This window comes from Pseudomonas sp. KCJK9111 (assembly GCF_046231935.1).
Taxonomy (GTDB): domain Bacteria; phylum Pseudomonadota; class Gammaproteobacteria; order Pseudomonadales; family Pseudomonadaceae; genus Aquipseudomonas; species Aquipseudomonas parafulva_B.
Genome location: NZ_JBJJMO010000004.1, coordinates 105634 through 132064 on the forward strand (window position 1 = coordinate 105634; position 26431 = coordinate 132064).

Annotated in this window: 27 protein-coding genes and 1 tRNA gene; 16 read left to right on the forward strand and 12 right to left on the reverse strand. The window is 63.4% G+C overall.

Annotation, left to right across the window (positions count from 1 at the left end; genetic code table 11):
• Positions 1–95: 95 nt before the first annotated feature.
• Complete coding sequence (locus tag ACK59L_RS03235) at positions 96–554, reverse strand: protein YgfX (RefSeq protein WP_409271827.1); 459 nt, start codon at positions 552–554, stop codon at positions 96–98.
• Positions 538–792: a succinate dehydrogenase assembly factor 2 gene (locus ACK59L_RS03240; protein WP_058603186.1), complete on the reverse strand. Its 255-nt coding sequence runs from the start codon at positions 790–792 to the stop codon at positions 538–540. Before ACK59L_RS03240 ends, ACK59L_RS03235 begins: the two co-directional genes overlap by 17 nt.
• A gap of 135 nt (positions 793–927) precedes the next feature.
• On the opposite strand from ACK59L_RS03240, the gene ACK59L_RS03245 reads away from it, so the two are divergent.
• Together ACK59L_RS03245 and ACK59L_RS03250 are read left to right on the forward strand one after the other, a co-directional pair.
• Entirely contained in the window at positions 928–1869 is a 942-nt protein-coding gene (locus ACK59L_RS03245) for a YgfZ/GcvT domain-containing protein (RefSeq protein ID WP_409271829.1), read from the forward strand.
• Positions 1870–1925: 56 nt separating this feature from the next.
• Positions 1926–2732, forward strand: coding sequence for an HDOD domain-containing protein (locus tag ACK59L_RS03250; RefSeq protein WP_409271831.1), 807 nt, complete (start codon positions 1926–1928; stop codon positions 2730–2732).
• Positions 2733–2776: 44 nt separating this feature from the next.
• On the opposite strand, the gene ACK59L_RS03255 is transcribed toward ACK59L_RS03250, so the two are convergent.
• Together ACK59L_RS03255 and ACK59L_RS03260 are read right to left on the reverse strand one after the other, a co-directional pair.
• Positions 2777–4156, reverse strand: coding sequence for a sensor histidine kinase (locus tag ACK59L_RS03255; RefSeq protein ID WP_058639953.1), 1380 nt, complete (start codon positions 4154–4156; stop codon positions 2777–2779).
• On the reverse strand, positions 4149–4820 hold the full coding sequence (locus ACK59L_RS03260; protein ID WP_078478079.1) for a response regulator: 672 nt from the start codon (positions 4818–4820) through the stop codon (positions 4149–4151). The genes ACK59L_RS03255 and ACK59L_RS03260 overlap by 8 nt, the downstream gene beginning before the upstream one ends.
• Before the next feature lie 198 nt (positions 4821–5018).
• Here ACK59L_RS03260 and ACK59L_RS03265 point away from each other — a divergent pair, with 198 nt between their 5' ends.
• From ACK59L_RS03265 to ACK59L_RS03285, 5 genes are all read left to right on the forward strand, one after another.
• Positions 5019–6308: an OprD family porin gene (locus ACK59L_RS03265; protein ID WP_409271834.1), complete on the forward strand. Its 1290-nt coding sequence runs from the start codon at positions 5019–5021 to the stop codon at positions 6306–6308.
• Between the two features lie 32 nt (positions 6309–6340).
• Positions 6341–7321 (forward strand): tripartite tricarboxylate transporter substrate binding protein, encoded by a 981-nt coding sequence (locus tag ACK59L_RS03270; protein ID WP_196129101.1) that lies wholly within the window; start codon positions 6341–6343, stop codon positions 7319–7321.
• Positions 7322–7436: 115 nt separating this feature from the next.
• Positions 7437–7895: a tripartite tricarboxylate transporter TctB family protein gene (locus ACK59L_RS03275; RefSeq protein ID WP_058603193.1), complete on the forward strand. Its 459-nt coding sequence runs from the start codon at positions 7437–7439 to the stop codon at positions 7893–7895.
• 3 nt (positions 7896–7898) lie between these two features.
• Positions 7899–9413, forward strand: a complete 1515-nt coding sequence (locus ACK59L_RS03280; RefSeq protein WP_023534356.1) for a tripartite tricarboxylate transporter permease — start codon at positions 7899–7901, stop codon at positions 9411–9413.
• Positions 9406–10440 (forward strand): AbrB family transcriptional regulator, encoded by a 1035-nt coding sequence (locus tag ACK59L_RS03285; protein WP_058637095.1) that lies wholly within the window; start codon positions 9406–9408, stop codon positions 10438–10440. The genes ACK59L_RS03280 and ACK59L_RS03285 overlap by 8 nt, the downstream gene beginning before the upstream one ends.
• A gap of 29 nt (positions 10441–10469) precedes the next feature.
• On the opposite strand, the gene ung is transcribed toward ACK59L_RS03285, so the two are convergent.
• A complete protein-coding gene (ung, locus tag ACK59L_RS03290) occupies positions 10470–11162 on the reverse strand; it encodes a uracil-DNA glycosylase (RefSeq protein ID WP_023534412.1) in 693 nt (230 codons plus the stop codon).
• 126 nt (positions 11163–11288) lie between these two features.
• On the opposite strand from ung, the gene ACK59L_RS03295 reads away from it, so the two are divergent.
• Positions 11289–12395, forward strand: coding sequence for an enoyl-CoA hydratase/isomerase family protein (locus ACK59L_RS03295; RefSeq protein WP_409271838.1), 1107 nt, complete (start codon positions 11289–11291; stop codon positions 12393–12395).
• A gap of 33 nt (positions 12396–12428) precedes the next feature.
• On the opposite strand, the gene ACK59L_RS03300 is transcribed toward ACK59L_RS03295, so the two are convergent.
• Positions 12429–12839: a hypothetical protein gene (locus ACK59L_RS03300; RefSeq protein ID WP_058603198.1), complete on the reverse strand. Its 411-nt coding sequence runs from the start codon at positions 12837–12839 to the stop codon at positions 12429–12431.
• A 215-nt stretch (positions 12840–13054) separates the two neighbouring features.
• Between ACK59L_RS03300 and ACK59L_RS03305 the strand changes: the two genes are divergently transcribed.
• The 4 genes from ACK59L_RS03305 (at position 13055) to ACK59L_RS03320 (ending at position 15790) form a co-directional block, all read left to right on the forward strand.
• Entirely contained in the window at positions 13055–14527 is a 1473-nt protein-coding gene (locus tag ACK59L_RS03305) for a diguanylate cyclase domain-containing protein (protein ID WP_409271840.1), read from the forward strand.
• 1 nt (position 14528) lies between these two features.
• A complete protein-coding gene (locus ACK59L_RS03310) occupies positions 14529–14753 on the forward strand; it encodes a cysteine-rich CWC family protein (protein WP_058603200.1) in 225 nt (74 codons plus the stop codon).
• Complete coding sequence (locus ACK59L_RS03315) at positions 14743–15435, forward strand: pseudouridine synthase (RefSeq protein WP_409271843.1); 693 nt, start codon at positions 14743–14745, stop codon at positions 15433–15435. The genes ACK59L_RS03310 and ACK59L_RS03315 overlap by 11 nt, the downstream gene beginning before the upstream one ends.
• 281 nt (positions 15436–15716) lie before the next feature.
• Positions 15717–15790 (forward strand) — tRNA-Gly (locus ACK59L_RS03320).
• 48 nt (positions 15791–15838) lie between these two features.
• Here the strand turns inward: ACK59L_RS03320 and ACK59L_RS03325 are convergent.
• Positions 15839–16273: a DNA methylase gene (locus ACK59L_RS03325; protein WP_409271845.1), complete on the reverse strand. Its 435-nt coding sequence runs from the start codon at positions 16271–16273 to the stop codon at positions 15839–15841.
• Positions 16270–16494 (reverse strand): DUF2188 domain-containing protein, encoded by a 225-nt coding sequence (locus tag ACK59L_RS03330; protein WP_058603223.1) that lies wholly within the window; start codon positions 16492–16494, stop codon positions 16270–16272. Before ACK59L_RS03330 ends, ACK59L_RS03325 begins: the two co-directional genes overlap by 4 nt.
• Positions 16495–16745: 251 nt before the next feature.
• Here ACK59L_RS03330 and ACK59L_RS03335 point away from each other — a divergent pair, with 251 nt between their 5' ends.
• Positions 16746–17786: a DUF4917 family protein gene (locus tag ACK59L_RS03335; RefSeq protein ID WP_409271847.1), complete on the forward strand. Its 1041-nt coding sequence runs from the start codon at positions 16746–16748 to the stop codon at positions 17784–17786.
• Here ACK59L_RS03335 and ACK59L_RS03340 read toward each other — a convergent pair.
• From ACK59L_RS03340 to ACK59L_RS03355, 4 genes are all read right to left on the reverse strand, one after another.
• A complete protein-coding gene (locus ACK59L_RS03340; RefSeq protein WP_409271849.1) occupies positions 17770–18276 on the reverse strand; it encodes a helix-turn-helix transcriptional regulator in 507 nt (168 codons plus the stop codon). The two genes, ACK59L_RS03335 and ACK59L_RS03340, sit on opposite strands and share 17 nt — an antisense overlap.
• A complete protein-coding gene (locus ACK59L_RS03345) occupies positions 18266–18556 on the reverse strand; it encodes a hypothetical protein (RefSeq protein WP_409271851.1) in 291 nt (96 codons plus the stop codon). Before ACK59L_RS03345 ends, ACK59L_RS03340 begins: the two co-directional genes overlap by 11 nt.
• 166 nt (positions 18557–18722) lie before the next feature.
• Positions 18723–19928, reverse strand: a complete 1206-nt coding sequence (locus ACK59L_RS03350) for a class I SAM-dependent methyltransferase (protein ID WP_409271853.1) — start codon at positions 19926–19928, stop codon at positions 18723–18725.
• A gap of 66 nt (positions 19929–19994) precedes the next feature.
• Positions 19995–20612, reverse strand: coding sequence for a hypothetical protein (locus ACK59L_RS03355; RefSeq protein ID WP_409271855.1), 618 nt, complete (start codon positions 20610–20612; stop codon positions 19995–19997).
• A 185-nt stretch (positions 20613–20797) separates the two neighbouring features.
• Here ACK59L_RS03355 and bglX point away from each other — a divergent pair, with 185 nt between their 5' ends.
• The 3 genes from bglX (at position 20798) to ACK59L_RS03370 (ending at position 26279) form a co-directional block, all read left to right on the forward strand.
• Positions 20798–23089 carry a beta-glucosidase BglX gene (gene bglX, locus ACK59L_RS03360; RefSeq protein ID WP_409271857.1) on the forward strand — a complete coding sequence of 764 codons (2292 nt, stop codon included), beginning with the start codon at positions 20798–20800 and terminating at the stop codon, positions 23087–23089.
• A gap of 104 nt (positions 23090–23193) precedes the next feature.
• Positions 23194–24951 (forward strand): ATP-binding protein, encoded by a 1758-nt coding sequence (locus ACK59L_RS03365; protein WP_409271859.1) that lies wholly within the window; start codon positions 23194–23196, stop codon positions 24949–24951.
• A complete protein-coding gene (locus tag ACK59L_RS03370) occupies positions 24945–26279 on the forward strand; it encodes a sigma-54-dependent transcriptional regulator (protein ID WP_409271861.1) in 1335 nt (444 codons plus the stop codon). The genes ACK59L_RS03365 and ACK59L_RS03370 overlap by 7 nt, the downstream gene beginning before the upstream one ends.
• The last annotated feature ends 152 nt before the right edge of the window (positions 26280–26431 follow it).

Below are 26431 nucleotides of genomic sequence, written 5' to 3' on the forward strand. Positions count from 1 at the left end.
CCTCCTGAAGTCGCGATCTGCGGCGCCTGGGCTACCGCGCGCTTAGAAGCAAGAGCAAGAGCAAGAGCGAGCAGACGCGGCGCTCGGCTCGGTCGTTAGGACTGTATGGGCGCCACCCAGCGCCTGCGGCTGAACTTCAACCTTACCCGCAAACGCCGATGCTCATCTGTCCCAAGCGCATCCCTGGGCACACACTGGCTGCGCCCCCACCAAGCCCCAACAGGGATGAATCTCAGCACCACGAGCGACGGCAACGCGATGCTGTCACGACACAGCCGTACCGGCTGCCACCCCCGAGCGCGGGAAAACACCCACCAGCCGGCCCCATCACGGCGCAGCCCGGTGACAGCCTGAACATGGGTCAACAGAATACGACGCGGAATGGTCCAGGCCGCATGGCCAATGCACGCGGCGATCACCAGCAACCCCAACCAGGACGGTAACGGGCTGACAAGCACGGTAAACCAGGCGAGTACCTGGCAGATCAGGTAGGCCGCCAGCAACAGGCGTGAGCCCTGCCAGCGGCATTCGAACCACTCACTTGGGTTGGACACGGTCCAGGATGATGCGAACCATGCGCTGCAACTCCGGGTCCTCAGACTCGGTACGCTCCATGAACCAGCCGAACATGTCCTGGTCCTCGCAGCTCAGCAGCCGAACATACAACTGACGATCGGCTTCGTTGAGGGTGGGGTAGACCTCCTGGGTGAAAGGCACCAGCAGGACGTCCAGTTCCAGCATGCCTCGGCGGCTGTGCCAGAAAAGCCGGTTGAGTTCAGTTTGTTCGACCATGGGGCCCTCCTCGAGTGGCCCGCCAGTATACAGTCAGTCGCGCGAAGCGACAGCCAGCTGTTGGTCTAAGTCACCTACCTATTTTGTTACCGGCGTTCTATGATGGCCCCAGACTTTAAGCCACCGCGATGACCCATGGCCGATACCGCTTTCTTCTGCCCTCTGTCCCACGAAGGCATTCTCGCTGTCCGCGGCTCCGATGCAGGCAAGTTCCTGCAGGGCCAGCTGACCTGCAACATCAACTACCTCAGCCCCGAATACGCCAGCTTTGGCGCACGTTGCATGGTCAAGGGGCGCATGCAGTCCAGTTTCAGGATTCTGCCCGAAGGCAACGGTTACCTCCTGGCCATGGCCAGTGAACTGCTGGAGCCGCAACTGGCCGACCTGAAGAAGTACGCCGTATTCTCCAAGGCCACCCTGACCGACGAGAGCGCCGCCTGGGTGCGTTTCGGCCTGCACGACGGCCAGGCAGCGCTTGCCGCGCTGGGTTTGGAACTGGCACCTGAAGCCGGCAGCACTGCACGGCGAGAAGGGCTGATCGCTGTAACGGTCAGCACAGGCCGCGCTGAGCTCTGGGCACCGGCGGAGCTGGCAGGCGAGGTGCGCAAGACCCTGGCCAGCATGTTGCCCGAAGGTGACCTCACCCCATGGCTGCTGGGGCAGATACGCGCCGGCATCGGCCAGGTGCTGGGCCCTACCCGCGAGCAGTTCATTCCGCAAATGATCAACCTGCAAGCCGTCGATGGTGTCAGCTTCAAGAAAGGGTGCTACACCGGCCAGGAAATCGTTGCGCGCATGCAGTACCTGGGCAAGCTCAAGCGTCGCATGTACCGCCTGGCCATCGATCAGCAAGCCCTGCCGGCACCCGGGGAGCAGCTGTTCTCCCCCGTGCATGGCTCCTCGGTGGGCGACGTGGTGATGGCGGCCAGTACCGGCACTGGCTGTGAACTGCTCGCCGTGATCGCAGCCGATGCCGTGGAAGATGGCAACCTGCACTTGGGTCATCTCGAAGGCCCGCGCCTGCAGGTGCTGCCCCTGCCTTACGAACTGGACCGCGACAGGGAAATCCAGCGCTGACCAGCCCCGCCCTGCCTTGACAGCGGGGCCGCTTCACCACTGCGGTAGACATGTCCATGAACAAGCTGGCCGAAATGGTCCAGACGCAATTGCTGGATGCCATTGAAAAGGATGACCTGGTACTTCCGACTCTGCCTGAGGTTGCCTTGAGCATCCGCGAGGCTGCGGAAGACAGCGAGATCAGCGTGGCAGCCTTGAGCCGGGTGATCGGCCGCGATGCCGCCTTGTCGGCACGCCTGATCAAGGTGGTCAACAGCCCGCTGCTGCGAGCCACGGTCGAGGTGACCGAGCTGCACACGGCGATAACCCGGCTGGGCATCAACTACAGCTGCAACCTGGCCATCGGCCTGGTCATCGAGCAGATCTTCCATGCGCGCTCGCCTGCCGTGGAGCAGAAACTGCGCGAAATCTGGGCCAACAGCCTCGAAGTCGCGGGGATGAGCTACGAGTTGGCCCGGCGCTACACGCGGCTCAAGCCTGATCAGGCGGCACTGGGCGGCCTGGTCAACCAGATCGGCGCGCTGCCGGTACTGATCTACGCCGAGGAGCACAACGAACTGCTGTCCGATCCGGTCTGCCTGCACCATGTCATCGAACTGATCCAGCCCGTCCTGGGCGACAAGATACTCAAGGCCTGGGAGTTCCCCGAACAGCTGGTCAAGCTGCCTGGCCTGGTCCAAGACCTGGATCGGCAGACCGACCGCATCGACTACATCGATGTGGTCCAGATCGCTCGCTGTGTCAGCCAACGTGGTCGGGAAAGGCCGCTGGCAGCCTTGCCAGCCTACCGACACCTGGGCTTGCCCATGGGCAGCGAGCTGCGCGCCGAGGACCTGCTCGAAGCCCGAAGCTTGTTGTACTGAGGGCTTCACACTGTCTGGCCGCCGGCTACTGCGGCCGCCAGCGCTCAGTCAGCGATGAAACTCACCCGCACGCGCAGCCCGCCGTTGTCACCATCATGCAGGCTGATCTGCGCCAGGTGAGCCCGGCAGATCTCTCCCACGATCGCAAGGCCCAACCCGCTGCCCTGGGCGCTACGGCGATAGAAACGCTCGAACACCCGCTCGCGCTCGGCCTCTGGAATGCCGGGACCGTCGTCTTCCACCTCGAGCACCGCAGGCGCGAGCACGCGCAGGATGACGTTGCCACCCTTGGGGGTGTGGGCCAGGGCATTGTCGACCAAGTTGCTCAACAGCTCGTTGAGCAACGTTGGCTCGCCCTTGAGCCATACCGGCGCCTGCGCCTCGAGGGCCAGCGCAACCCCGCGGTTGTGCGCCAACGGCGCCATGGCCATGCCCAGCTCGCGCGCCAGCTGGCTGAGGTCCAAGCGCTGAGCGCCCCCCTCGGCGATTGCGCGCGCGCCGTTTTCCACACGTGCCAGTGAAAGCAACTGGTTGGCCAGGTGCGTCAATTTGTCGGTGCCCTGGGCCGCCGCTTCCAGCGTTTGATGCCACTGCTGCGGTTCACTGGCGCGCAAACCCAGCTCCACCCGCGCCTTGAGCGCCGCCAAGGGCGTACGCAGCTCGTGGGCAGCATCGGCGATGAACTGCGCCTGGCGCTCGAACTGTGCACGCAGACGTTCGGTGAAATGGTTGAGCGCCCCTACCAATGGCCGCAGCTCAGGCTGCACCTGCACAACCGGCAACGGGCGCAGATCGTCCGGCTGGCGCTCTTCGACCGCTGTGCGCAGGCGCTCGAGCGGTCGCAGCGCCGCACTGACGGCAAACCACACCATCACCAAAGCGCCCAGGGCCAACATGCCCAGGCGCAGCAACGTATCGCCCATCAGGCCGCGGGCCATGCTCACCCGTGCCTCATCCGTTTCGGCCACGCGGATTTCCGCCATGCCGTTCATGTTCGGCTCGCTCACCGCTTTGAGCAGGCTGACCACTCGCACGTTCTGTCCCAGATACGTCGCGTCATAGAATCGCGCCAGGGCGGGATAGTCATCCGTGCGCGGGGTGCCAGGCGGCGGAGGCGGCAGCTTTTCATACCCTGAAATCAGCCGCTGGTTGATGTCCAGGACTTGGTAGTAGATGCGTCCAGCGCTGTCGTAGGCAAAGGTATCGAGCGCCACATAGGGCACATCTGCGCTCAGCGAGCCGTCGCGTTGCGACAGGCCCGCGGCGATGGTGCGGGCGGACGCCAGCAGGGTCCGGTCGTAGGCGGTGTCCGCTGCCTCACGGCCGTTCCAGTAGGCACTGAGCCCACTGGCCAGCATCAGGACCACCAGCAGCAACGCCAGATTGCCCAGCAGGCGCCCACGCAGGCTGATGTTTTCACGCATCGCGATGCTCGAGCAGGTAACCCAGGCCGCGGAAGGTGACGATGGCCACCGGATGACCATCGAGCTTCTTGCGCAGGCGATGGACGTAGATCTCGATGGCATCGGGGCTGGCGTCCTCGTCCAGGCCGAACACCTGGGCCGCCAACTGTTCCTTGCTCATCACCCGGCCCGGCCGGGCAATCAAGGCTTCGAGCACCCCCTGCTCGCGGGAGGTCAGGGACAACGGCGCTTCACCCAAGGTGAACCGCCGGGTATCGAGGTCATACACCAGCGGCCCGCAGCGCTGCTGGCGCTCGCCCCCCAGCACACTACGGCGCAGCAGCGCCTTGACCCGTGCCTCAAGCTCGGTCAACTCGAACGGCTTGGCCAGGTAATCGTCAGCCCCCAGGTTAAGGCCATGGACCCTATCCTTGACGTCGCTACGGGCGGTGAGCATCAGCACCGGCACGGTCTTGCCACGCCCGCGCAAGCGTGCCAGCACCTCGAAGCCATCCATACGCGGCAAGCCCACGTCGAGCACGGCCACGGCGTAGTCCTCACTGCCAAGCGCAAGGTCGGCAGCTACCCCGTCATGCAGCACATCCACCGTCAGGCCTAGACCTTTCAGGGCCTGGGCCACGCTGTCAGCCAATTGCAGATGGTCTTCTACCAGCAACACACGCATCGGATTGTCCCTGTTCGGTGGGGCGATGGCGCGGAGTGTACCCCGCCGCGGCGACCTGTGAAGCCGGCTCGACAAACCTTTCACGCTGAAAGGTTAGCGAAAGGTTCGTTACCTAGCATCGCACCACGGTCGCCCCGAGCGCCGAATAAAGCACCAGCAAGGTGCAATCGAATAAGAACAAGAAACGGAGCCACAACGATGCTGTCATTGCAGCCGCAGGCATTCGCACCTGCTCGTTCCTTTGCCGCACGCCCCAGCGCCATTGCCAGCGCCCTCGCGCTCGCCGGCGTCGCCCCGCTCAGCCAGGCCGCCTTCTTCGAAGACAGCACGGCCACCTTCGAAACCCGCAACATGTACTTCAATCGCGACTTTCGCGATGGCACCAGTGCGCAACAATCCAAGCGCGACGAATGGGCCCAGGGGTTCATGCTCAACCTCGAATCCGGTTATACCGAAGGCACCGTAGGCTTCGGCGTAGATGCGCTCGGCATGATGGGCATCAAGCTCGATTCAAGCCCAGACCGTACCGGCAGCGGCCTGCTGCCGACCCATGACAACGGCAAGGCTGCCGACGAGTACTCAAAGCTCGGCCTGACCGCCAAGGCCAAGATTTCCAAAACCGAACTCAAGATCGGCACGCTGATCCCTTCCCTGCCCACCCTGCGCCCCAACGATGGCCGCATTCTGCCGCAGACGTTCGAAGGCGGGCTGCTCACCTCCAAGGAAATCAAGGGCCTGACCTTCACCGGCGGGCGCCTGGACAAGGCCAAGGACCGTGACGACACCAACTGGGAAGACCTGGCACTGAACAACAAGAACGGCCGCTTCGGTGGCTCGTTCAGCGCAGACAACCTGTCCCTGGCCGGGCTGGACTACCAGTTCAACGACCAGCTGACCGGCAGCTACCACTTTGCCCAACTGGACGACATCTACCGCCAGCACTTCATCGGCCTGCTCGCCACCCAAGCCGTGGGCCCAGGCGCACTGGCCTTCGACCTGCGCCTGGCGCTGAGCGATGACGCAGGCGCTGCCAGGGCCGGCAGCATCGACAACACCACCTTCAACGGCATGGTCAGTTATGCCTTGGGCGGGCACAAGTTCAGCGCCGGCTGGCAGCAGCTGACCGGCGACAGCGCGTTCCCCTATGTCGATGGTGCCGACCCATACCTGGTCAACTTCGTCCAGATCAACGACTTCGCCAATGCCGACGAGCGCTCCTGGCAGGCCCGCTACGACTACAACTTTGCCGCACTCGGCGTGCCTGGCCTGACGTTCCTGACCCGCTACATCAGCGGCGACAACGTCAGCCGTGCCAGTGGTGGCGAGGGCAAGGAATGGGAACGCGATACCGAGCTGAAATACGTGGTGCAGAACGGCCCGCTCAAGAACGTGGCGGTGCGCCTGCGAAACGCGACCTTCCGCTCCAATTTCGCCCGTGACGCCGACGAAGTGCGGCTGCTGGTGAGCTACAGCGTCGCCCTGTGGTAACCCGATAACAACAACGCCTACGGAGATAGACCATGACCTTTTCACTGCGCCGTATCGTACTGGCAACCGGCTGCCTGCTACTGGCAGGCAATGCCCTGGCCGCCGAACCCAAACGCCCCGAGTGCATCGCCCCGGCCTCGCCTGGCGGTGGCTTCGACCTGACCTGCAAGCTGGTGCAAAGCGCCCTGGTGCAGGAAAAGATTCTGAGCAAGCCCATGCGCGTGACCTACATGCCGGGCGGTGTCGGCGCCGTGGCCTACAACGCCGTGGTGGCCCAGCGCCCAGCCGATGCCGGGACCCTGGTGGCCTGGTCGAGTGGTTCGCTGCTGAACCTGGCCCAGGGCAAGTTCGGTCGCTTCGACGAAAATGCAGTGAAATGGCTGGCTGCCGTCGGCACCAGCTACGGCGCGATCGCAGTCAAGAATGACTCGCCCTACAAGACCCTAGACGACCTGGTCGCCGCCCTGAAGAAAGACCCGAGCAAGGTGGTGATCGGTTCCGGCGGCACCGTAGGCAGCCAGGACTGGATGCAAACCGCCCTGATCGCCAAGGCTGCCGGCATCAACCCACGCGACCTGCGCTACGTGGCACTCGAAGGCGGCGGCGAAATTGCCACGGCACTGCTCGGTGGCCATATCCAGGTAGGCTCCACCGACATTTCCGACTCCATGCCGCACATCGAGAGCGGCAACATGCGCCTGCTGGCCGTGTTTTCGGAAAAGCGCCTGGACGACCCGGCCATGAAGGACATCCCCACTGCCAAGGAGCAGGGCTACGACATCGTCTGGCCTGTGGTGCGCGGCTTCTACCTCGGCCCGAAAGTGAGCGACGAAGACTACGCCTGGTGGAAAGCATCGTTCGACAAGATGCTGGCCTCCGAAGACTTCGCCAAGTTGCGTGACCAGCGCGAACTGTTCCCCTTCGCCATGACGGGTGAAGAGCTCGATGGCTACGTCAAGAAGCAAGTCGCTGACTACAAGATGCTGGCCAAGGAATTCGGCCTGGTCCAGTAATCCAGACCGCTGGGCTTTCCTGGCGGGAGCAGGCAGACGCTGCCGTGCCTAGCCTGGGCCTTGGCCCAGGTTCACGGGTGTGCCGCTCCCATCGCTACTTACCGAGGATTCCTCCATGATCCTGCAACGCATCTTCGCCCTGATTCTGCTGGCCGTCTGCGCCGCCCTGGCCGTGATGGCCTGGCCTTATCAGGCGGCGTTTTCCTATGAGCCGGTAGGCCCGCGTGCCTACCCGCTGCTGATGCTCGGCCTGATGAGCCTGGGCTTGCTGTACATGGCGATCCGCCCCACGCCGATCGTGCACAAGGACGACGAGCCGGCGCTGGACAAGGCGACCTTGACCAAGATCGCCGCCTGTATCGGCCTGCTGCTGATCTTCGCGGCCACCTTCGAATCCCTTGGCTTCATCCTCAGCGCCATCCTGGCCGGTGTGCCCATGGCTCGCCTGTATGGCGGTCGCTGGCTGCACAGCGCCATCGTCGTGGTCGGCATGAGCCTCTTCCTCTACTGGCTGTTCGACCGCGTCATGGACGTGCCCCTGCCCCTTGGCCTGCTGAGCGTACTGGAGAACTGACACATGGATACCTTGAGCTACCTGGGCCAGGGCTTCGGCGTCGCCCTGTCCCCTTACAACCTGGTCACGGCCCTGTCCGGCACGCTGATCGGTACCGTCGTCGGCCTGCTGCCGGGCCTGGGCCCGATCAATGGCGTGGCCCTGCTGATCCCCATCGCCTTCGCCCTGGGCTTGCCTCCGGAGTCGGCACTGATTCTGCTGGCTGCGGTGTACCTGGGCTGCGAGTACGGTGGGCGGATCAGTTCAATCCTGCTGAACATTCCGGGCGAAGCATCGACCGTGATGACCACCCTGGACGGCTACCCGATGGCCCGCCAGGGCCTGGCGGGCGTGGCCCTGTCCCTGTCGGCCTGGAGCTCGTTCATTGGCGCCTTCATCGCCACCTGCGGCATGGTGCTGTTCGCCCCGCTGCTGGCCAAGTGGGCGATCGCCTTCGGCCCGGCCGAGTACTTCGTGCTGATGGTGTTCGCCATTGTCGCCCTGGGCGGCATGGCCGGCGACAAGCCGCTCAAGACTTTCATCGCCGCCTTGATCGGCCTGTTCCTGTCGGCGGTGGGCATCGACGCCAACAGTGGCGTGTACCGCTTCACCGGTGACAGCGTGCACCTGGCCGACGGCATTCAGTTCGTCGTGCTGGTGCTGGGCCTGTTCTCGATCAGCGAAATTCTGTTGCTGCTGGAAAAGACCCACCACGGCCACCAGGCGGTCAAGGCCACCGGGCGCATGCTGTTCAACTTCAAGGAAGCGGCGTCGGTGTTCGCGGTGAACATTCGCTGCGGCCTGCTGGGCTTTGTGATGGGCGTGTTGCCAGGCGCAGGTGCCACACTGGCCAGTGCAGTGGCCTACATGACCGAAAAACGCATGGCCGGTGCCAGCGGCAAGTTCGGCAAGGGTGACGCCCGTGGCCTGGCCGCACCGGAAACCGCCATTGGCGCCTCCTGCTGTGGCGCCCTGGTGCCCATGCTGACCCTGGGCGTGCCCGGTTCAGGTACCACGGCGGTGATGATCGGCGCGCTGACGCTCTACAACATCACCCCAGGCCCGCTGCTGTTCGAACAGCAACCTGACATCGTCTGGGGTCTGATCGCGTCGCTGTTCATCGCCAACATCATGCTGGTGATCCTGAACATCCCGATGATCCGCATCTTCACCCGCATCCTGGCCGTGCCGAACTGGGCTCTGGTGCCGGTGATCGCCATCATCACCGGGATCGGCGTCTATGCCGTGCATGCCACCACCTTCGACCTGTTCCTGATGGTCGGCATCGGCATCATGGGCTACATCCTGCGCAAGCTGGACTTCCCGCTTTCGCCGATTCTGCTGGGCTTCATCCTGGGTGGTCTGATGGAGCAGAACCTGCGCCGGGCATTGTCAATTTCCAACGGCGAGTTGGGCATTCTCTGGTCGAGCCCGATCAGCATGGGTGTCTGGGCACTGGTAGCGCTCATGCTCGCACTGCCTATGGTGCGCATCTGGCGCAAGCGTAGCCTGCAGCGCCGGGCCATGGCCGATGCCTGATCGTGGGTTGCCGCTGTACTGGGCAACTGGGCTGGTCGGCCTTGCTGGCGGTTTCGCCGCCAGCAAGGTCGGCTGGCCTTTGCCGTGGATGGTCGGCTCGTTGCTGGCGATCATCGCGGTACGTTGCCTGAGCCCTTGGCAGCTGCCAGAAATACCCAATGGCCGGCGCTGCGGGCAATGCATCATTGGCCTTGGCATCGGCCTGCACTTCACGCCCCAGGTCATCGAGCAAGTGGGCAGTCACTTCGCCTTGATCTTCTTCGGCGCTTTGTTCACTACCGTTTCGAGCGTGCTTGGGGTGTGGTTGCTGCGCCGCTCGGGTGAGGACCGCGCCACTGCGTTCTTTGCCAGCATGCCAGGCGGTTCCGGTGAAATGGTCAACCTGGGTGCGCGCAATGGCGCGGTATTGAGCCAGGTGGCCGCAGCCCAAAGCCTGCGCGTGCTGGCGGTGGTGCTGTGCGTGCCGGCGCTGTTCAAGTTGCTGTTGGGCGATGGCGTAGCGCTCAACCACACCGGCAGCGTCAGCTGGGCCTGGCTGGCCCTCATCGCACCGCTGGGCGTGGCCGCTGGCTGGCTCTGGCAGCGGCTGCAACAGCCCAACCCATGGCTGTTCGGGCCGCTGCTGGTGGCAGCCACCTTCAGCCTTGCCGGCAACTTGCAGATCGCCCTGCCCAATGGCGCCAGTCAGATCGGCCAATGGCTGATCGGCAGCGGTCTGGCCTGCCATTTCAACCGTGCATTCTTCCGCCGCGCGCCGGCATTTCTGGGGCGCACGCTGGTGGCCACAGCCTTGAGCATGGCCCTGGCTGGCGCTGCCGCCTGGGGCTTGAGCCTGCTGACAGCTTTGGACCTGCGCTCACTGACGCTGGGCATGATGCCCGGCGGCATCGCTGAAATGAGCCTGACGGCCGAAACGCTGCAACTGTCGGTGCCGCTGGTGACTGCTTTGCAAGTGATGCGCCTGCTCTTCGTGCTGTTCCTGGCCGAGCCCTTGTTCCGTTACTGGATGAGCAAGCGGCCCGCATGACCTGTCGGGGCCTGACGGCCCCGTCTGGCTCACAGCGGTGGCAACGCCCAGTTAATGGGCGCCAGCCCGCGCTGCTCGAGAAAGCCGTTGGCACGGCTGAAATGCCCACAGCCAAGAAACCCACGGTACGCCGACAACGGCGAGGGGTGCACCGACTTGAGCACCAGGTGCTTGGTGCCGTCGATCAGCTTCTGTTTGCTCTGCGCATGAGCCCCCCACAGCAGAAACACCACATGCTCACACTGCTCGCTGACCACCTCGATGATACGGTCGGTGAAGAACTCCCAGCCTTTCTTGGCGTGGGAGGCCGCGTTGCCCCGCTCCACGGTCATGGTGGTGTTGAGCAGCAACACGCCCTGCTCGGCCCAGCTTTGCAGGTAGCCATGGTTGGGGATGGGAATGTTCAGGTCGCGGTGCAGCTCCTTGTAGATGTTCACCAGCGACGGCGGCGTGGGCACGCCAGGCTGCACCGAGAAGCACAGGCCATGGGCCTGTCCTGGGCCGTGGTAGGGGTCCTGGCCGAGAATCACCACCTTGACCTGATCCAGGGGGGTGGAGTTGAGTGCATTGAAGATCAGCGGACCAGGTGGGTAGATCTGTTTGCCGGCGGCATATTCACCGCGCAGGAACTCGCGCAACTGCTGCATGTAGGGCTGCTCGAACTCGGCACGCAAGGCGGCTTTCCAACTGGGCTCGAGTTTGATGCGATCGTCGTCAGTCATGGGGGCTTCCGTAAACAATGGGGCGACACTAGGGGTGACACCGACGCTTGTCAAACGATCCGACCAGTGCCCGGCGGGATCGACCAGGCAGGCCATACTTGAGCGGTAACCTGAATGAGGTAAGCCATGAGCATTCATTGCCAAGTACTGACAGGCGCCGATGGCGCTCGCCTGGGCATCGCTACCCTTGATGCGCCAAGGGCGCTCAATGCCCTCGACCTGCCAATGATAGAGACGCTGGCCGAGCAGTTGCACAGCTGGGCGCAAGACCCGGGCATCGCCTGTGTGCTACTGCGTGGCAATGGCGCCAAGGCATTCTGCGCCGGGGGCGACGTGCGAGCGCTGGCCCAGGCGTGCCGCGAGCAGCCTGGCAGCGTGCCACCGCTGGCTGCATCGTTCTTCGCCGCCGAATATCGCCTGGACCATGCCCTGCATACTTACCCCAAGCCACTGCTGTGCTGGGGCCATGGCCATGTGCTGGGCGGCGGCATGGGTTTGCTCCAAGGCGCCAACGTACGCATCGTAACCCCCAGCAGCGCACTGGCCATGCCTGAGATCAGCATTGGTCTGTACCCTGACGTGGGGGCCAGCTGGTTCCTGGCCCGCTTGCCGGGCAAGCTGGGGTTGTTCCTGGGGCTCACCGGTGCACCTATCAATGCGCGCGATGCACTGGACTTGGGGTTGGCTGACCGTTTCATGGGCGAAGACCGACAAGCGGCGTTGATCGACGAACTGCTGCAGATGAACTGGCAGGAGCAGACCGCGCTGCAACTCAACAGCCTGCTCAGGGCTGAGGCGCATTGCGCCCGCCAGGCACTGCCGGCGGCCCAGTGGTTGCCACGCCGCGCGCTCATCGACGCGCTGCTCGATGTCACCTGCGCGGGCGCAGCCTGGCGGGCAGTGGCGAGCCTGCGTCAGCACGACGACCCGCTGCTGTCGGCAGCCGCCGAGCGCATGCTGGGCGGCTGTCCGCTGACGGCTCATCTGGTGTGGGAGCAAATTCAGCGGGCCCGACACCTGTCACTGGCGCAGGCGCTGCAGATGGAATACGCCATGAGCCTGAACTGCTGTCGTCATCCGGAGTTCAGCGAAGGGGTGCGTGCCCGCCTGCTGGACAAGGATCACCAACCGCGCTGGCACTGGCCGGATGTGGACCACGTGCCCGCAGCCGTGGTGCAGGCACACTTCCAAGCGCCGTGGGAAGGCCATCATCCGCTGGCGGACCTGCACTAGCGGCGCGTCGGGCGCAGGGCGCTCCTCACCTGATCAATGGCCTCGCCCACGCCTGTCACCCCAGCCGCCTTGATGCCGACCTCCATCCTGGAAGCGCGGGCCATCGTTGCGGTAGTCGTGTCGATCGCGGTCGCGCCTGTAGTCCCAGCGCTGGCGATGACCGTAATCGTAGCGCGGGTTGCCGTGCCAGCGTCGCACGTCGGGCGGCGGCAACGGTCGGTAGCCGGGCGGCGCATGGTAACGAGGCACCGGTTGATAGTAGTAGCGCGGTTGTGGTGGCACCGGATAACGATCGTACCGGTAGTAGCCGGGCGCATAGCCGGGCGAAACATATCGGTCGGTAACGTAATAGTCGGAGCGATAATAGGTCGACCGACCAGCGTAGGGCGCACAGGCGCCAAGCGTCAGCCCGAGCAGGGCCACAAGCAGAATTCGATAGGACATAGGCGGCCTCCCGGACCGCTGAGGTGCCCGTGCAGCGAACGCTGCCGAGCGTCGATGCACGACACGTTGATCGACATGGAATAAGACAAGCGCCAACCCGTGCAGTGCCATACTGGTAATAATTTGATACAGCTGCGGCTTCTGGACAAAATCTTGCAGTCATTTAAAGCCCGGAACACTAGAATGTGCGGCCCGGCACACATCATGGGAAGATCATGCCTTCACGCTCCGCTCCGTCATCGCAGCGTTCGTTAATCGCCGCCCTGCTGATGCTGCTGGCCTGCGGTTTCCTCGCCACGTCGCTGCTGAGTTATTTCTCCTCGCGCAGCGCCATACGTGACGGCATCATCAATACCGAATTGCCGCTGACCTCCGACACGGTCTATTCGGAAATCCAGAAAGACCTGATCCGCCCTGTTCTGATCGCCTCAATGATGGCCCAGGACACTTTCCTGCGAGACTGGGTGCTGGCCGGTGAGCAGGATGCCCAGCGCATGACCCGCTACCTGGGCGAGGTAACGGGCAAGCAGGGCATCTTCACGTCCTTTTTCGTCTCCGAACACACGCTGACCTACTACCAGGCCAAGGGCGTGCTCAAGCAGGTCCAGCCACAGGCCTGGCGCGATGCCTGGTACTTCCGCCTGCGCGACCAGGCGGCACCTTACGAGATCAATGTAGACCTGGACATGGCCAACCAGGACAACCTGACCGTGTTCATCAACTACAAGGTGCACGACTACCAGGATCGCTTCATCGGCGCGGCAGGGGTGGGGCTGAGCGTTTCCACCGTGGTCAGGATGATCGATCAGTACCAACACCGCTATCAGCGATCCGTGGTCTTCGTCGACGCCCAGGGCAAGGTGTTGATGACAGGCTCAGGCGGTGGCCCGCAGGGCCTGCGCGTCGGCCAGTCGCTGGTCGACAGCCCGGACCTGGGCGGCGTGCTGGCACGCCAGCCGGTGCCTGGCGAAGGCAGTCATGAATACCGCGACCTTGAAGGCCACAGCCATTTTCTGAACGTGCGCCACTTGCCGGAACTGGATTGGTACCTGCTGGTGGACAAACGCGAGACCGGGGCGCTGGACCGGATCCGTCATTCGCTGTACCTGAACCTGGCGATCTGCGCCATGATCACCCTTGTGGTGATAGCCCTGGTGCATGCGATGGTGCGCCGCCACCAGGCCAGCACCGAAGCCCTGGCCACGCTCGACAGCCTGACCGGGCTGCCCAATCGGCGCAGCTTCGACCTGCTGGCCGCCCAGGCGCTGCGCGAGGCCCAGCGTGACAACAGTCCGCTGGTGGCGTTGCTGATCGACCTGGACCACTTCAAAGCCCTCAACGACACCTATGGTCATCTGGCAGGCGACGAAGTGCTGCGCCAATTTGCCAATGTCCTGCAAGGCAGCATTCGCCAGTCCGATATACTCTGCCGCTGGGGAGGCGAGGAGTTCATCGTGCTGCTGCGTGAGGCCGATGCCCGCCAGGCGAACGAGGCTGCCGAAAAGATCCGGCGCCGCGCCGAGCAACTGACCTTCAGTTACGAGGACCAGCCCCTGCGCCTGACCACCAGCATCGGGGTGAGTCATCTGCAGCCAGGCGATACCTTGCACACCCTACTGACCCGCGCCGACGGCGCCCTCTATCGTGCCAAACAGGCTGGCCGCAACCGTGTCTGCAGTGAAACCTGAAATGAACGACGATCAACGTTGCCCCGCCTGCGGTGCCCTCAACCGGTGCACCCTGGCCGATCCTGCGCAGGCCACCCAGGCTTGCTGGTGCTACAACGTGCGCATCGACCCGGCGGTATTGCAGGCCTTGCCTGCCGAACTGCGCGACCGTGCCTGCCTGTGCCCAAGCTGCGCAGGCGTCGAGGCCCAATTGGCATCGCCCGCAGGTGACGACCATGCGCCTTGATCGTTTTCTTGCCAACCTACCGACCTGCAACCGCCAGCAAGCGCGCCTGATGCTGGCTCAACGTCGCGTGCGGCTCGATGGCCAAGTGGCCAGCGACCCGCTAACGGAAGTACGGGCGTTCAGCCGGGTCGAGCTGGACGATGAGGTGCTGCAGGCGGGCCTCCCGCCACGCTACCTGATGCTGCACAAGCCGCCCGGTTGCGTCAGCGCCACCCACGACCCCCAGCATCCAACAGTCATGGACTTGCTGCCCGACGCGCTCGCGCAGGGCCTGCATATCGCCGGGCGCCTGGACTTCAATACCACCGGGCTGATGATCCTGACCAACGACGGGCAGTGGTCCCGGCGCCTGACCCAACCGGCCACCAAGCTGCCCAAGCATTACCTGGTCGAAACCCAGGACGAAATCGGCGAGCACTATGTAGCCCGGTTTCAGGAGGGGTTTCACTTTGCTTTCGAAAACCTGACGACCCAACCGGCCGACCTGCAGATCCTCGGGCCGCGCCTGGCCCGGCTCGCCATCGTCGAAGGGCGCTACCACCAGGTCAAACGCATGTTCGGGTTCTACGACAACAAGGTGGTCAAGCTGCACCGGGAGCGCATGGGCGCCATCGTGCTGGACATGGACCTGCCGCCGGGGGCATACCGTGAACTCACCTGCGAGGAAATCGCTGCCGTGTAGGCGTAATGCTACTTAGGACCGCTCCGCGGCCCATCGCGGCACGAGGCCGCTCCTACAAAGTCCGATTAGCCTGCCGAGCCAGGCTTCACTTGAGTGTGGAGCGGCCTCGTGCCGCGATGGGCCGTGAAACGGCCCCAGGGATCTTGATTGAACAGCATTATGCCGTTTAGGCCAGCCTTGTGCCGTAGGGAAAAAGGCGCAGGACAGCGGCGTGAAAAGACATTTTTTATAACGCGGGCTTCTAATTTGCCGAACGTTCTGGTAAAAAGTGCAGCTCAGATGCGGGTATAGTTTAGTGGCAAAACGAAAGCTTCCCAAGCTTTAGTTGAGGGTTCGATTCCCTCTACCCGCTCCATCTTCAAGCCAGCGTTCACATGGCTTACGCTTCCTCTACTGCCCATCCTCACTGCGCACGTTGATGCTGCAGTACCACCGCCGCTTCCCGCATAAAAATCTCGAGCGTCTTGGGCCCCACGCCTTCAAATCCCAGCAGCCATGTATTGACGTGCGCCATGTCCACCGCCGCATTGAGCAACACCTCATCCATTTCCGCTTCAAGCCCACTGCCCAAGCGATGCAGCCGCCTGGCCGTGGATTCGTCGTAGCGGGCGTAACCGGCCTGACCCAGAAGCTTCACCAGCGTGTGATGCGGACACCTCGCCAGCTTGCCTGGGGTGTTCAGGCCATGGGTATCGACCAGCAGCCGGTAGGCCTGGATCGCGACATTGGCACGAATGCGCTTGCCGATCAGAAAGCTGGCAAGCAACCACTTGTAGAGGCCGCGCCCATGGCACTGGTGTAGGTCGATGCCAAGCAGCGCGGCGCTGACCAGTATCAACCCTTGGTGCGCCGCGGGTCAGCGGAGCGAGGGTAGGTGCGCTCTTCCTCGATGGTGCCATCGGCCTTGTGAATCTTCACCGAGGCTGTCTTGCCCTCGAAGAATGTGGCCAGCGACCCCACCAGTTCTTGCTTGGTCGCGCTGTGCTTTGAGGCGCGCGCAGCACCTGCCTTCTTCAGTTCCCACCCGTCGTTGGCAGGGCTTACATGATAGGTGTCCATGACAGATCTCCTGTTCAGGTAAAGACATGACGGTCTACGTGTCGGTGTGGCCGGTGCTGGCTAGGCGCTGCACCGTGGCCACTCAAGACCTTGGAGGGATTCAAGTCCGCTCGTGTTCACTTTCAATCCCCTGCAGTTGCCGTCAAGCTCACCGATGCAGCCTGCAACGCGCTGCCAGCACTGGCGCGGCGCACTCATGGCCTAGGCTTGGCGTGGTAAAGTCTGTCGGATCCCGCTTTACGGACTCCAGCATGCCCGCACTAGACGCTACTCTTCTCCACTGGTCAGACCTTGCCGACCAGTATCCCTGCAAAACCCTGCTGGTCGGTAACGGCGCAAGCCGGGCCTTCTGGAAGCCGTTCGGGTATTTCTCGCTGTACGAGGAGGCGCAACGGGCCGGGCGTAAGAAGGGCTTGGCCATCAGCGATCAGGCCTTGTTCAAGTCATTGGGCTCCGAGCTGTTCGAACCAGTGCTGACCGCCCTCAACACCACGGTGCGTACCAACGCTGCGCTGGCCATCAACTCGACCGCGCCGCTGAACCGCTATTACTCCATCAAGGAGGCGCTGATCCACGCCGTGCGCACCGTGCACATGCCTTGGTCGGCAATGCCCGAAGCCGCCCTGAGCACCCTCAACCAGGCCCTGCGCGGCTACCGCAACGTCTATACCAGCAACTACGACCTGCTGCTGGTCTGGGCCGTGCAGCACGATCCGAAGGGTTTTGCCGAACTGTTCGACGAGCAGGGTTTTTTCGACGTGCGCCGAACGGCGGGTCAAGGCACGCGGGTGCTGCACCTGCACGGTGGCATGCACCTGCTCAAGCTGCCTGACGGCACCACCCGGCAACGCAGTGCCAGCAGCGCTGAAATGCTCGAAGGGTTCGCCGTGAATGTGCCAGGTGAAGTGCCGCTGTTCGTCAACGAGGAGCGCAGCGACGAAAAACTGCGTGCCATCCGTAGTTCGGACTACCTGAGCTGGAGCCTGGGCCAGTTGGCCAGTGGACACCAGGGCATGTGCCTGTTCGGGCAGCACCTGGACAGCAACGACCGGCACCTGCTCGACGCCATCCGCTCAGCCCGGCCCAGCCACCTGGCGATTGCCATACGCCCTTTGGGAGAGGCATCGGTCATCAATCAGAAGCGTCATTTCACCAGCCGGTTCGAAGACATGCCGGACACGGCCCTGCACTTCTTCGACGCCCAGACGCATCCGCTGGGGCTGGCAAGCGCACTACCAGGCACACCAGTCGCACAAGCGGACAGTAGCCATTTGCTTACGAAGCAGGCTTGACAGCGCCGAATACGCGCTCATAGGCCGTGCAGATGTTGATGACCATCGCACTATAGGCAAGCTCGACCACGTTTTGCCTAACAGGGTATGTACCTCGCTTCTGGAGCCAGGCAAGAATGTCTGCAAGGTGCCATAGGCATGTTCTGCCATGGTGCACGGGAGGGGGGAAGTCAATTGAATGCACGAGCATCAACTTGCGCATGTTCTGACGGGATACCCCTATCAATTCTGCAACATCCGTCAGTCCAACGAGGTCGGGAGTCGCTTCGATGAGGTTGGCCGTGGGTACTGCCCGCTGCACGTCACACAAGGCACTTCGTATTGCGTCGTCAGCAGAGCTGGCCTCACGAATGAATGAGAGCGCCAGCCTTCCCGGTTGGCCAATCCCCACCAACGCATCGTCACACCCATGCGATACCAAGCGCTCAAGAAGACCATCAATGTCGTGACGGTCACTTACCTGAAATTTGAGAGTAAATTCATAGTTCATGGAGGTGTTCCGTATCAAGGTCCATATCGCCGGATACTGCCTTTTCGATCACACAATTGTTGACCACGCGTTTGATCTGGCGGGCAAAATTGCCGAGGTTTTTTGGCGTACTCCAGATGCTGACGATACAGAATTCACCGCACCTGCAATTTGCACTGTTCCATGGACAATAGAGCTTTCCCCAACAATGCCCTCCCCCTTCAATGACTTTCCAGCCTCTAGACTGGGCGTATCGTAAAGCTGACTCGATTTCCTTATTGAAATGGGTTGGGCGCGGCATCGACTTCCTCGATTCTGGCCCAGAGACTTCGGTTGTCAACTGACAACCCTGATGCAATCTGCCTCAGCGTAATCGCAGAACGACGGCTTGATGGATAACGGACGCTAATTCAGAACTATCCTACGCCCCCCAAGACATCTTCCCAGGCTGTATTCGCGCTTGAATGTCAAAGCAACCCATCCGCCCGCAGCAACGTTTCAAGACAATGCGCCTTCACCCCGTAGAACGCCTTGAGCTGTTCTATCTTCTCCAGCAAGGCTGACTGATCCGCTGGCTGGCGCCGCTTTACGGCCAGGATCATCTTGTTCTTGTTGGTGTGCTCCAGGGATATGAACTCGAACACCTTGGTCTCGTAGCCGCAGGCCTCCAGGTACAGTGCACGCAGGCTGTCGGTGAGCATTTCGGCCTGCTGGCCCAGGTGCAGGCCATATTGCAGCATCGGTTGCAGCAGGCCCGGGCTGTGCAGCTGCGGGCGGATCTGCTTGTGGCAGCACGGTGAGCACATGATGATCGCTGCGTTGCAGCGGATGCCGGTATGGATGGCGTAGTCGGTCGCCACGTCGCAGGCGTGCAGCGCGATCATCACCTCGATGGCATCGGGCACCACGCTGCGCACATCGCCGCACTGAAACTCCAGCCCTGGGTGTTCGAGCCGCGCGGCGGCGGCGTTGCACAGCTCGACCATGTCCTGGCGCAGCTCAACGCCCGTTACCTGGGCATCGCGGCCGAGCGTATTGCGCAGGTAATCGTGCATGGCGAAGGTCAGGTAACCCTTGCCCGAGCCGAAGTCGGCCACCCGCAGGCGTTGCTCGCTCGACAAGGGGGCACTGGCCAGGGCGTGGTCGAAGACCTCGATGAACTTGTTGATTTGCTTCCACTTGCGCGACATCGACGGGATCAGTGCGCCCTGGGCATCCGTGACGCCAAGGTCGCGCAGAAACGGTCGGGCAATGTCCAGGTAGCGCTTTTTCTCGCGGTCATGCCCGTTGCTGCCAACGGTTTCCCGGGGCGCCTGGGCGCCATGGCGCTGCAGCATGGGCTTGCCCTTCTTGCTGAAGGTCAGTTGCAGCTCACCCTCTGCATCGAACAGGTGGGCATTGCGAAAGCCTTCTGGCAACAGTTCGGCGATGCACTGCAGAGCATCATCGAGCGGCAGGTTGCGGGTGATGTCGCGGGTCTGGTGGCGGTAGACCAGGGACAGGTTCGCCTGCCCCTTGACCAGCAAGGGCTTGGCGATAATGCGTTGCAGGGTCGGGTCGGTGCCGACAGGCCGCGCCAATACCAGCTTGACCACGGTGTTGCCCTGCAGGCCGGTGCGAAGCAGGTCGAGAAACTGGACGCGCGCATCCGGTGAAGTAGAAAGGGCAGACATGGGCAAACGGTACCTCCAATAGCGGGGGCCGTATTCTACACCCCCGCACAGTCGGCCAGGGTCGCGTTAGTCGAGGATTACCAGCGGCTGGGGCAGACGCCTGCACGCAAGTGCGCGTGGCGCCTGCTGGCCAAGGCGATGGCCGCACGCCTCGACGCACTCGATCATGCCCTGCAGCGCTTGCCCCTGGCGAACCTGGCTGGCCAGACGGTCAGTGAGCGTGACGCGCAGCGCCTCGTCAAGGCAAAGCGCGGCCTGCTTGTCCACCAGCAGCTGTGCGTACTGCTCGGCCTCGCTGACGAAGATCATTACGCATCCGGCGCCTGTAAAGGCCCGAGCGCCGAGGTCGAGAAACTGACGGGTGGCAAGGCGCGACGCTCGCCAGCGGCGCCAAGCCCGCGGTACGGTCCAGCGTTCCAGGCGCGGGCTGCGCAACAGCACGCAGAGGCCTACGAACAGCAGTACATTGGCAACGATCAGGCCGCGCACGCTGGGCCAGCCCAGCACCCCGTGCAGCACGCCTGGCAGCGCCAGCGCCAGCACGGCGGACCAGAATAGTGGGAAATAGGCGTAATCATCGGCGCGGCGGGCGAGCACTGCCAGCAACGCGACATCCGTGCGCCGGCCAACACCGGCCATGGCTTCAGCGAGCTGACGCTGCTGGTAGGGTTCAAGCGGGGTCATGCCGTGTTCTCGTGAGCGTTCTTATAGTTGTTTTCCCGGTGTACGGGGCTTCGTCAGCACGCGGCGGATTCAGGCATAATCCGCCGCAGGAAGATCTGCGTGCAAATCGTACAACAACAGCCGCCCGAAAACCTCGCCCATGCGTGTGTCACCGTTGGCCATGCATCGGCCCCCTTACGGAATTCATGATGAAACTGTCTCTGCTGGGCCTGGCCATGGGCCTCGTCAGCCAGGCGGCTGTCGCCGCCACTTCCGCGCCGCCGCTCGAGAACAAACAGGCCTTCATCGACCATCTGATCAGCCAGATGACCGAGGCCGAAAAAATCGGGCAATTGCGCCTGATCAGCATCAGCCCTGAAATGCCCCGGGAGAAGATCCGCGAGGAGATCGCCGCCGGACGCATCGGCGGCACCTTCAATTCGCGCACGGCACCGGAAAACCGGCCGATGCAGGACGCGGCCATGCGCAGCCGGCTGAAGATCCCGATGTTCTTCGCCTACGACACGGTACATGGCGAGCGCACCATCTTCCCCATCGGCCTGGGCATGGCCGCCACCTGGGACATGGACGCCGTCGCTAAGGTCGGCCGCACAGCGGCCATCGAAGCGGCTGCCGACGCACTGGACATGACCTTTGCGCCGATGGTCGACATCGCCCGGGATCCACGCTGGGGTCGCACCAGTGAGGGCTTTGGCGAGGACACGTACCTGACCGCGAAAATCGGCCAGGTAATGGTCCGCGCGTTCCAGGGCAGCAGCCCGGCCAACCCGGACAGCATCATGGCCATCGTCAAGCATTTCGCCCTTTACGGCGCAGTGGAAGGTGGGCGTGACTACAACACGGTCGATATGAGCCTGCCGAAGATGTACAACGATTACCTGCCGCCCTACCGCGCCGCGATCGATGCCGGCGCCGGTGGTGTGATGGTTGCGCTGAACTCGATCAACGGCGTGCCGGCCACCTCCAACACCTGGCTGATGAACGACGTGCTGCGCAAGGAGTGGGGCTTCAAAGGCGTGACCATCAGCGATCATGGCGCCATCCAGGAGCTGATCCGCCATGGCGTGGCGCGCGACGGTCGCGAGGCGGCCAAGCTGGCGATCAAGGCGGGCATCGACATGAGCATGAACGACACCTTGTACGGCGAGGAGCTACCAGGGTTGCTCAAGGCGGGCGACGTGAGCCAGGCAGAGCTGGATCAGGCCGTGCGCGAAGTGCTGGGCGCCAAATACGACATGGGCCTGTTCAAGAACCCCTACGTGCGCATCGGCGCGGCGCAGAACGACCTCAAGGACTACTACGGCGAGGACCGCCTGCACCGCGACGCCGCGCGCGACGTGGCGCGCCGCAGCCTGGTGCTGCTGGAAAACCGCAGGCAGACGCTGCCGCTCAGTAAAGATGCCACCATCGCCCTGGTCGGCCCTCTTGCCGACGCACCGATCGACATGATGGGCAGCTGGGCAGCAGACGGGCGCCCCACCCACTCGGTCACGGTGCGCGAAGGGCTGCGCCGCGCCATCGAGGGCAAGGGCAAGCTGGTCTACGCCAAGGGCTCCAACGTCACCGGTGACAAGGCCATTCTCGACTACCTGAACTTCCTCAACTTCGATGCGCCGGAAATCGTCGACGACCCTCGCCCACCTGCGGTGCTCATCGACGAAGCGGTCAAGGCCGCGCAGCAGGCGGACGTGGTCGTGGCGGTGGTCGGCGAATCGCGCGGCATGTCCCATGAATCTTCCAGCCGCACCACGCTGCAGGTACCGGCCAACCAGCGTGCACTGATCGAGGCCTTGAAGGCCACCGGCAAGCCGCTGGTGCTGGTGCTGATGAATGGCCGGCCACTGTCCATCGGCTGGGAGCGCGAGCAGGCCGATGCCCTGCTCGAAACGTGGTTCGCCGGTACCGAAGGTGGCAACGCCATTGCCGACGTGCTGTTCGGCGACTACAACCCCTCCGGCAAGCTACCGATCACCTTCCCACGCTCGGTCGGGCAGATTCCGATGTACTACAACCACACTCGTATTGGCCGTCCGTTCACGCCTGGCAAACCCGGCAACTACACCTCCCAGTACTTCGAAGAACCCAACGGGCCGCTGTATCCCTTCGGTTACGGCCTGAGCTACAGCACGTTCGAACTGTCGGGGCTCGCGCTTTCTGGCAACAAGCTCAAGCGCGGGGACACGTTGCAAGCCAGCATCGTGGTGCGCAATACCGGCAAGGTGGCCGGCGAGACCGTTGTGCAACTGTACGTGCAGGATGTGTCCGCCTCGATGAGCCGCCCGGTCAAGGAGCTGAAGAACTTCCAGAAGCTCATGCTCAAGCCCGGCGAAACACGGACCGTGACCTTCAGCATCGGCGAAGAAGACCTGAAGTTCTACAATGGCCAGCTGCAGCGCGTTGCCGAGCCCGGGGCGTTCAACGTCCAGGTGGGCCTGGACTCCGAGGCGGTGCAACAGCAGGGCTTCGAACTGCTGTAAGTGTCGATCCTTGACGGCCTTTTCGCGGACAGACCGGGGCGGCGGTGCAGCGCTCCGGTTTCGCCAAAGCAGGCTCCTTCCCCACCCACGCGGATCTGCTCCCAATGCCTTTTTCCTATCGCGCCCTGCGTCTGGGGCTGATCACCCTGGTGATCGTGCTGGGTACCGTCCTCTGTGCCAGCTGGGCCATGCACCAGGCCAAACGCCAGGCCATGGAAGCGGACGCCCGCCAGGCCAGCCAGCAACTGGGGCTGTATGCCAATGCCTTGCACACCCTCATCGACCGCTATCGGGCCCTGCCTGCAGTACTGGCCCTGGACCCGGAACTGATCGACGCTTTGCGCGGCCCGGTACAGGCGCGAACCCAGGATGCCCTGAACCGCAAGCTCGAGCGCATCAACGGTGCAGCCAACTCTTCCACCCTCGAACTGCTCGACCGCAACGGGCTGGCGGTGGCAGCCAGCAACTGGCGGCTACCCACCAGCTATGTGGGTTCCAACTACGGCTTTCGCCCTTATTTCAAGCAAACCCGCAGCCTGGGTAATGGCCGCTTCTATGCCGTTGGCGTAACCAGCGGGGTACCCGGCTACTTTCTGTCCAGCGCGGTGAACGACGAACAGGGTCGCTTTCTCGGCGCCATGGTGGTCAAGCTGGAATTTCCCGAGCTTGAGCGCGAGTGGCGCCAGGGCAGCGACATATTGCTGGTCAGCGATGCCCGTGGCATTACCTTCATCGCCAACCAGGACGGCTGGCGTTACCGGGAACTGCGCCCATTGGACGGCGCTGACCGGGCCGAACTGGCGCAGACCCGTCAGTACGACAAGCACCCGTTGATACCGCTGATGCACCAGGTGCTGATGCGTTTCGCTGAAAACAGCACCCTCAGCCGGGTGCAGGCCCCGCAAGGCGAGACCGAGTTCTTGTGGGAAAGCCTGCCGCTGGAAAGCGAGCAATGGACCCTGCACCTGCTGCGCAAGCCCCAGGTGGGAACCGACGCGCGCAATGCCGGCCTGGGTGCTGCAGCGGTATGGCTGAGCCTGGTATTCGCCGCCTTGCTGGTCAGCCAGCGCCTGCGCCTGTCACGCCTGCGCCAACGCAGCCGCGAGGAGCTCAAGCGCCAGGTCGAGGAACGCACCCGCGAGCTGCGCACGGCCCAGGAAGGGCTGGTGCAAACGGCCAAGCTGGCGGCCCTGGGGCAGATGTCCGCCGCCATGGCGCACGAAATCAACCAGCCCCTCACGACCCAGCGCATGCAGCTGGAAACCCTGAAACTGCTGCTGGACCACGGGCGCTACGACGAGGCTCGTCAGGCCCTGGAACCACTGGAGCAGATGTTGTCGCGCATGGCATCGCTGACCGGGCACCTGAAGACGTTTGCCCGTAACAGCCCAGGCGGCTTGCGCGAGCGCCTGGACTTGGCCGGCGTGGTCGACCAGGCGCTGGACCTGTTGCAGGCGCGCCTGCATGCCCTGGACGTGCAGTTGGCCCTGTACCTGGCGCGTCCGGCGTGGGTGCGCGGCGACGCCATCCGCCTGGAACAGGTGCTGATCAACCTTCTGAGCAACGCGTTGGACGCGATGGCAGACAAGCGCTACCGGCGGCTGGAAATCCGCATCGAGCCCGATGCGCAGCGTTGGCGCCTGAGCGTGCTCGATTCGGGGGGTGGTATCGCGGCCGAGGACCTGCCCAGGATCTTCGACCCTTTCTTCACCACCAAGCCCGTAGGTGATGGCCTGGGCTTGGGCCTGGCGATCTCCTATGGCATCGTGCACGACGCCGGTGGGCAGCTGCTGGCCGAAAACGTACCGGGCGGCGCGCGCCTTAGCATCACCTTGCCTCGCGATCAGGAGCCTGCATGTTGAACTCAGTGATGGTCATAGACGATGAAGCCAGTATTCGTACGGCCGTCGAGCAATGGCTGAGCCTGTCGGGCTTCGAAGTCCAGGTCTTTGCCCGTGCCGATGAGGGCCTGGCGTACATCGGCCAGGACTATCCAGGCGTGATCATCAGCGACGTGCGCATGCCTGGCATGGACGGCCTGCAACTGCTCGAACGGCTGCAGGCCAACGATCCGGACCTGCCCGTGATCCTGCTTACCGGTCACGGTGATGTACCCATGGCGGTCGAGGCCATGCGCAGCGGCGCCTACGACTTCCTGGAAAAGCCCTTCACTCCACAGCACCTGCTCGGCAGCCTTCGCCGCGCGCTGGAAAAGCGCCAGCTGGTGCTGGAAAATCGACGCCTGCATCAGCAGGCAGACCTCAGGACGCGGCTTGAAGCCACGCTGCTCGGGGTATCACCGGGCATGCAGCAGTTGCGCCGGCAAGTGCTGGACCTGGCCGCCTTGCCGGTGAACGTGCTGATTCGCGGCGAAACCGGCAGCGGCAAGGAGCAGGTCGCCCGCTGCCTGCACGACTTTGGCCCACGCGCCAGCAAACCTTTCGTCGCGCTCAACTGCGCCGCCATTCCCGAAGCCTTGTTCGAGGCCGAGCTGTTCGGCCATGAAAGCGGCGCCTTCACCGGCGCCCAGGGCAAACGCATCGGCAGGCTGGAATACGCCGATGGCGGCACGGTCTTTCTCGATGAAATCGAAAGCATGCCCCTGGCGCAACAGGCCAAGTTGCTGCGCGTGATCCAGGACCAGAAGATCGAGCGCCTGGGCGCGAACCAGAGCATCGGCGTGGACCTGCGCATCATCGCTGCCACCAAGCCCGACCTGTTCGATGAAGCCCGGGCCGGCCGCTTTCGCGAGGACCTGGCCTACCGCCTGAACGTTGCAGAGTTGCGCCTGCCGCCTTTGCGCGAACGACGGGAAGACATCGTCCTGTTGTTCGAGCACTTCGCGCAGGCAGCCGCGTCCCGAATTGGCCGCACAGCCCTGCCCCAGTCGGGTCAGCAGTTGGCGCAACTGCTGACCCATGATTGGCCGGGCAACGTGCGTGAACTGGCCAACGCGGCGGAGCGCCACGTACTGGGGCTCGGTTCGCCCATGCCAGAACAGACGCCTGTCGGGCAGTCGCTGGCTGAGCGCGTGGAGGCATTCGAGGCGCAGTGCCTGCGTGCTTCCCTGCGCCAACATGCCGGCGAGATCAAGGCGGTGATGCACGACCTGCAAATGCCCCGCCGTACCTTGAACGAGAAAATGCAGCGCCATGGGCTGGTGCGGGACGAATTCGTCAACGCGCCATAAGCGGAAACTCGCCTACATCTGCGCACTGATGAGCGGAATCTTGCTTATACAGGTGAACCGCCGTTGCGCGCACGCCGTACTGAGTGCATCTCAATTTCTGCTCAACGCCATGATCCATACGGGTTCCACGTCAGCGTGCACCCGGATGAAGC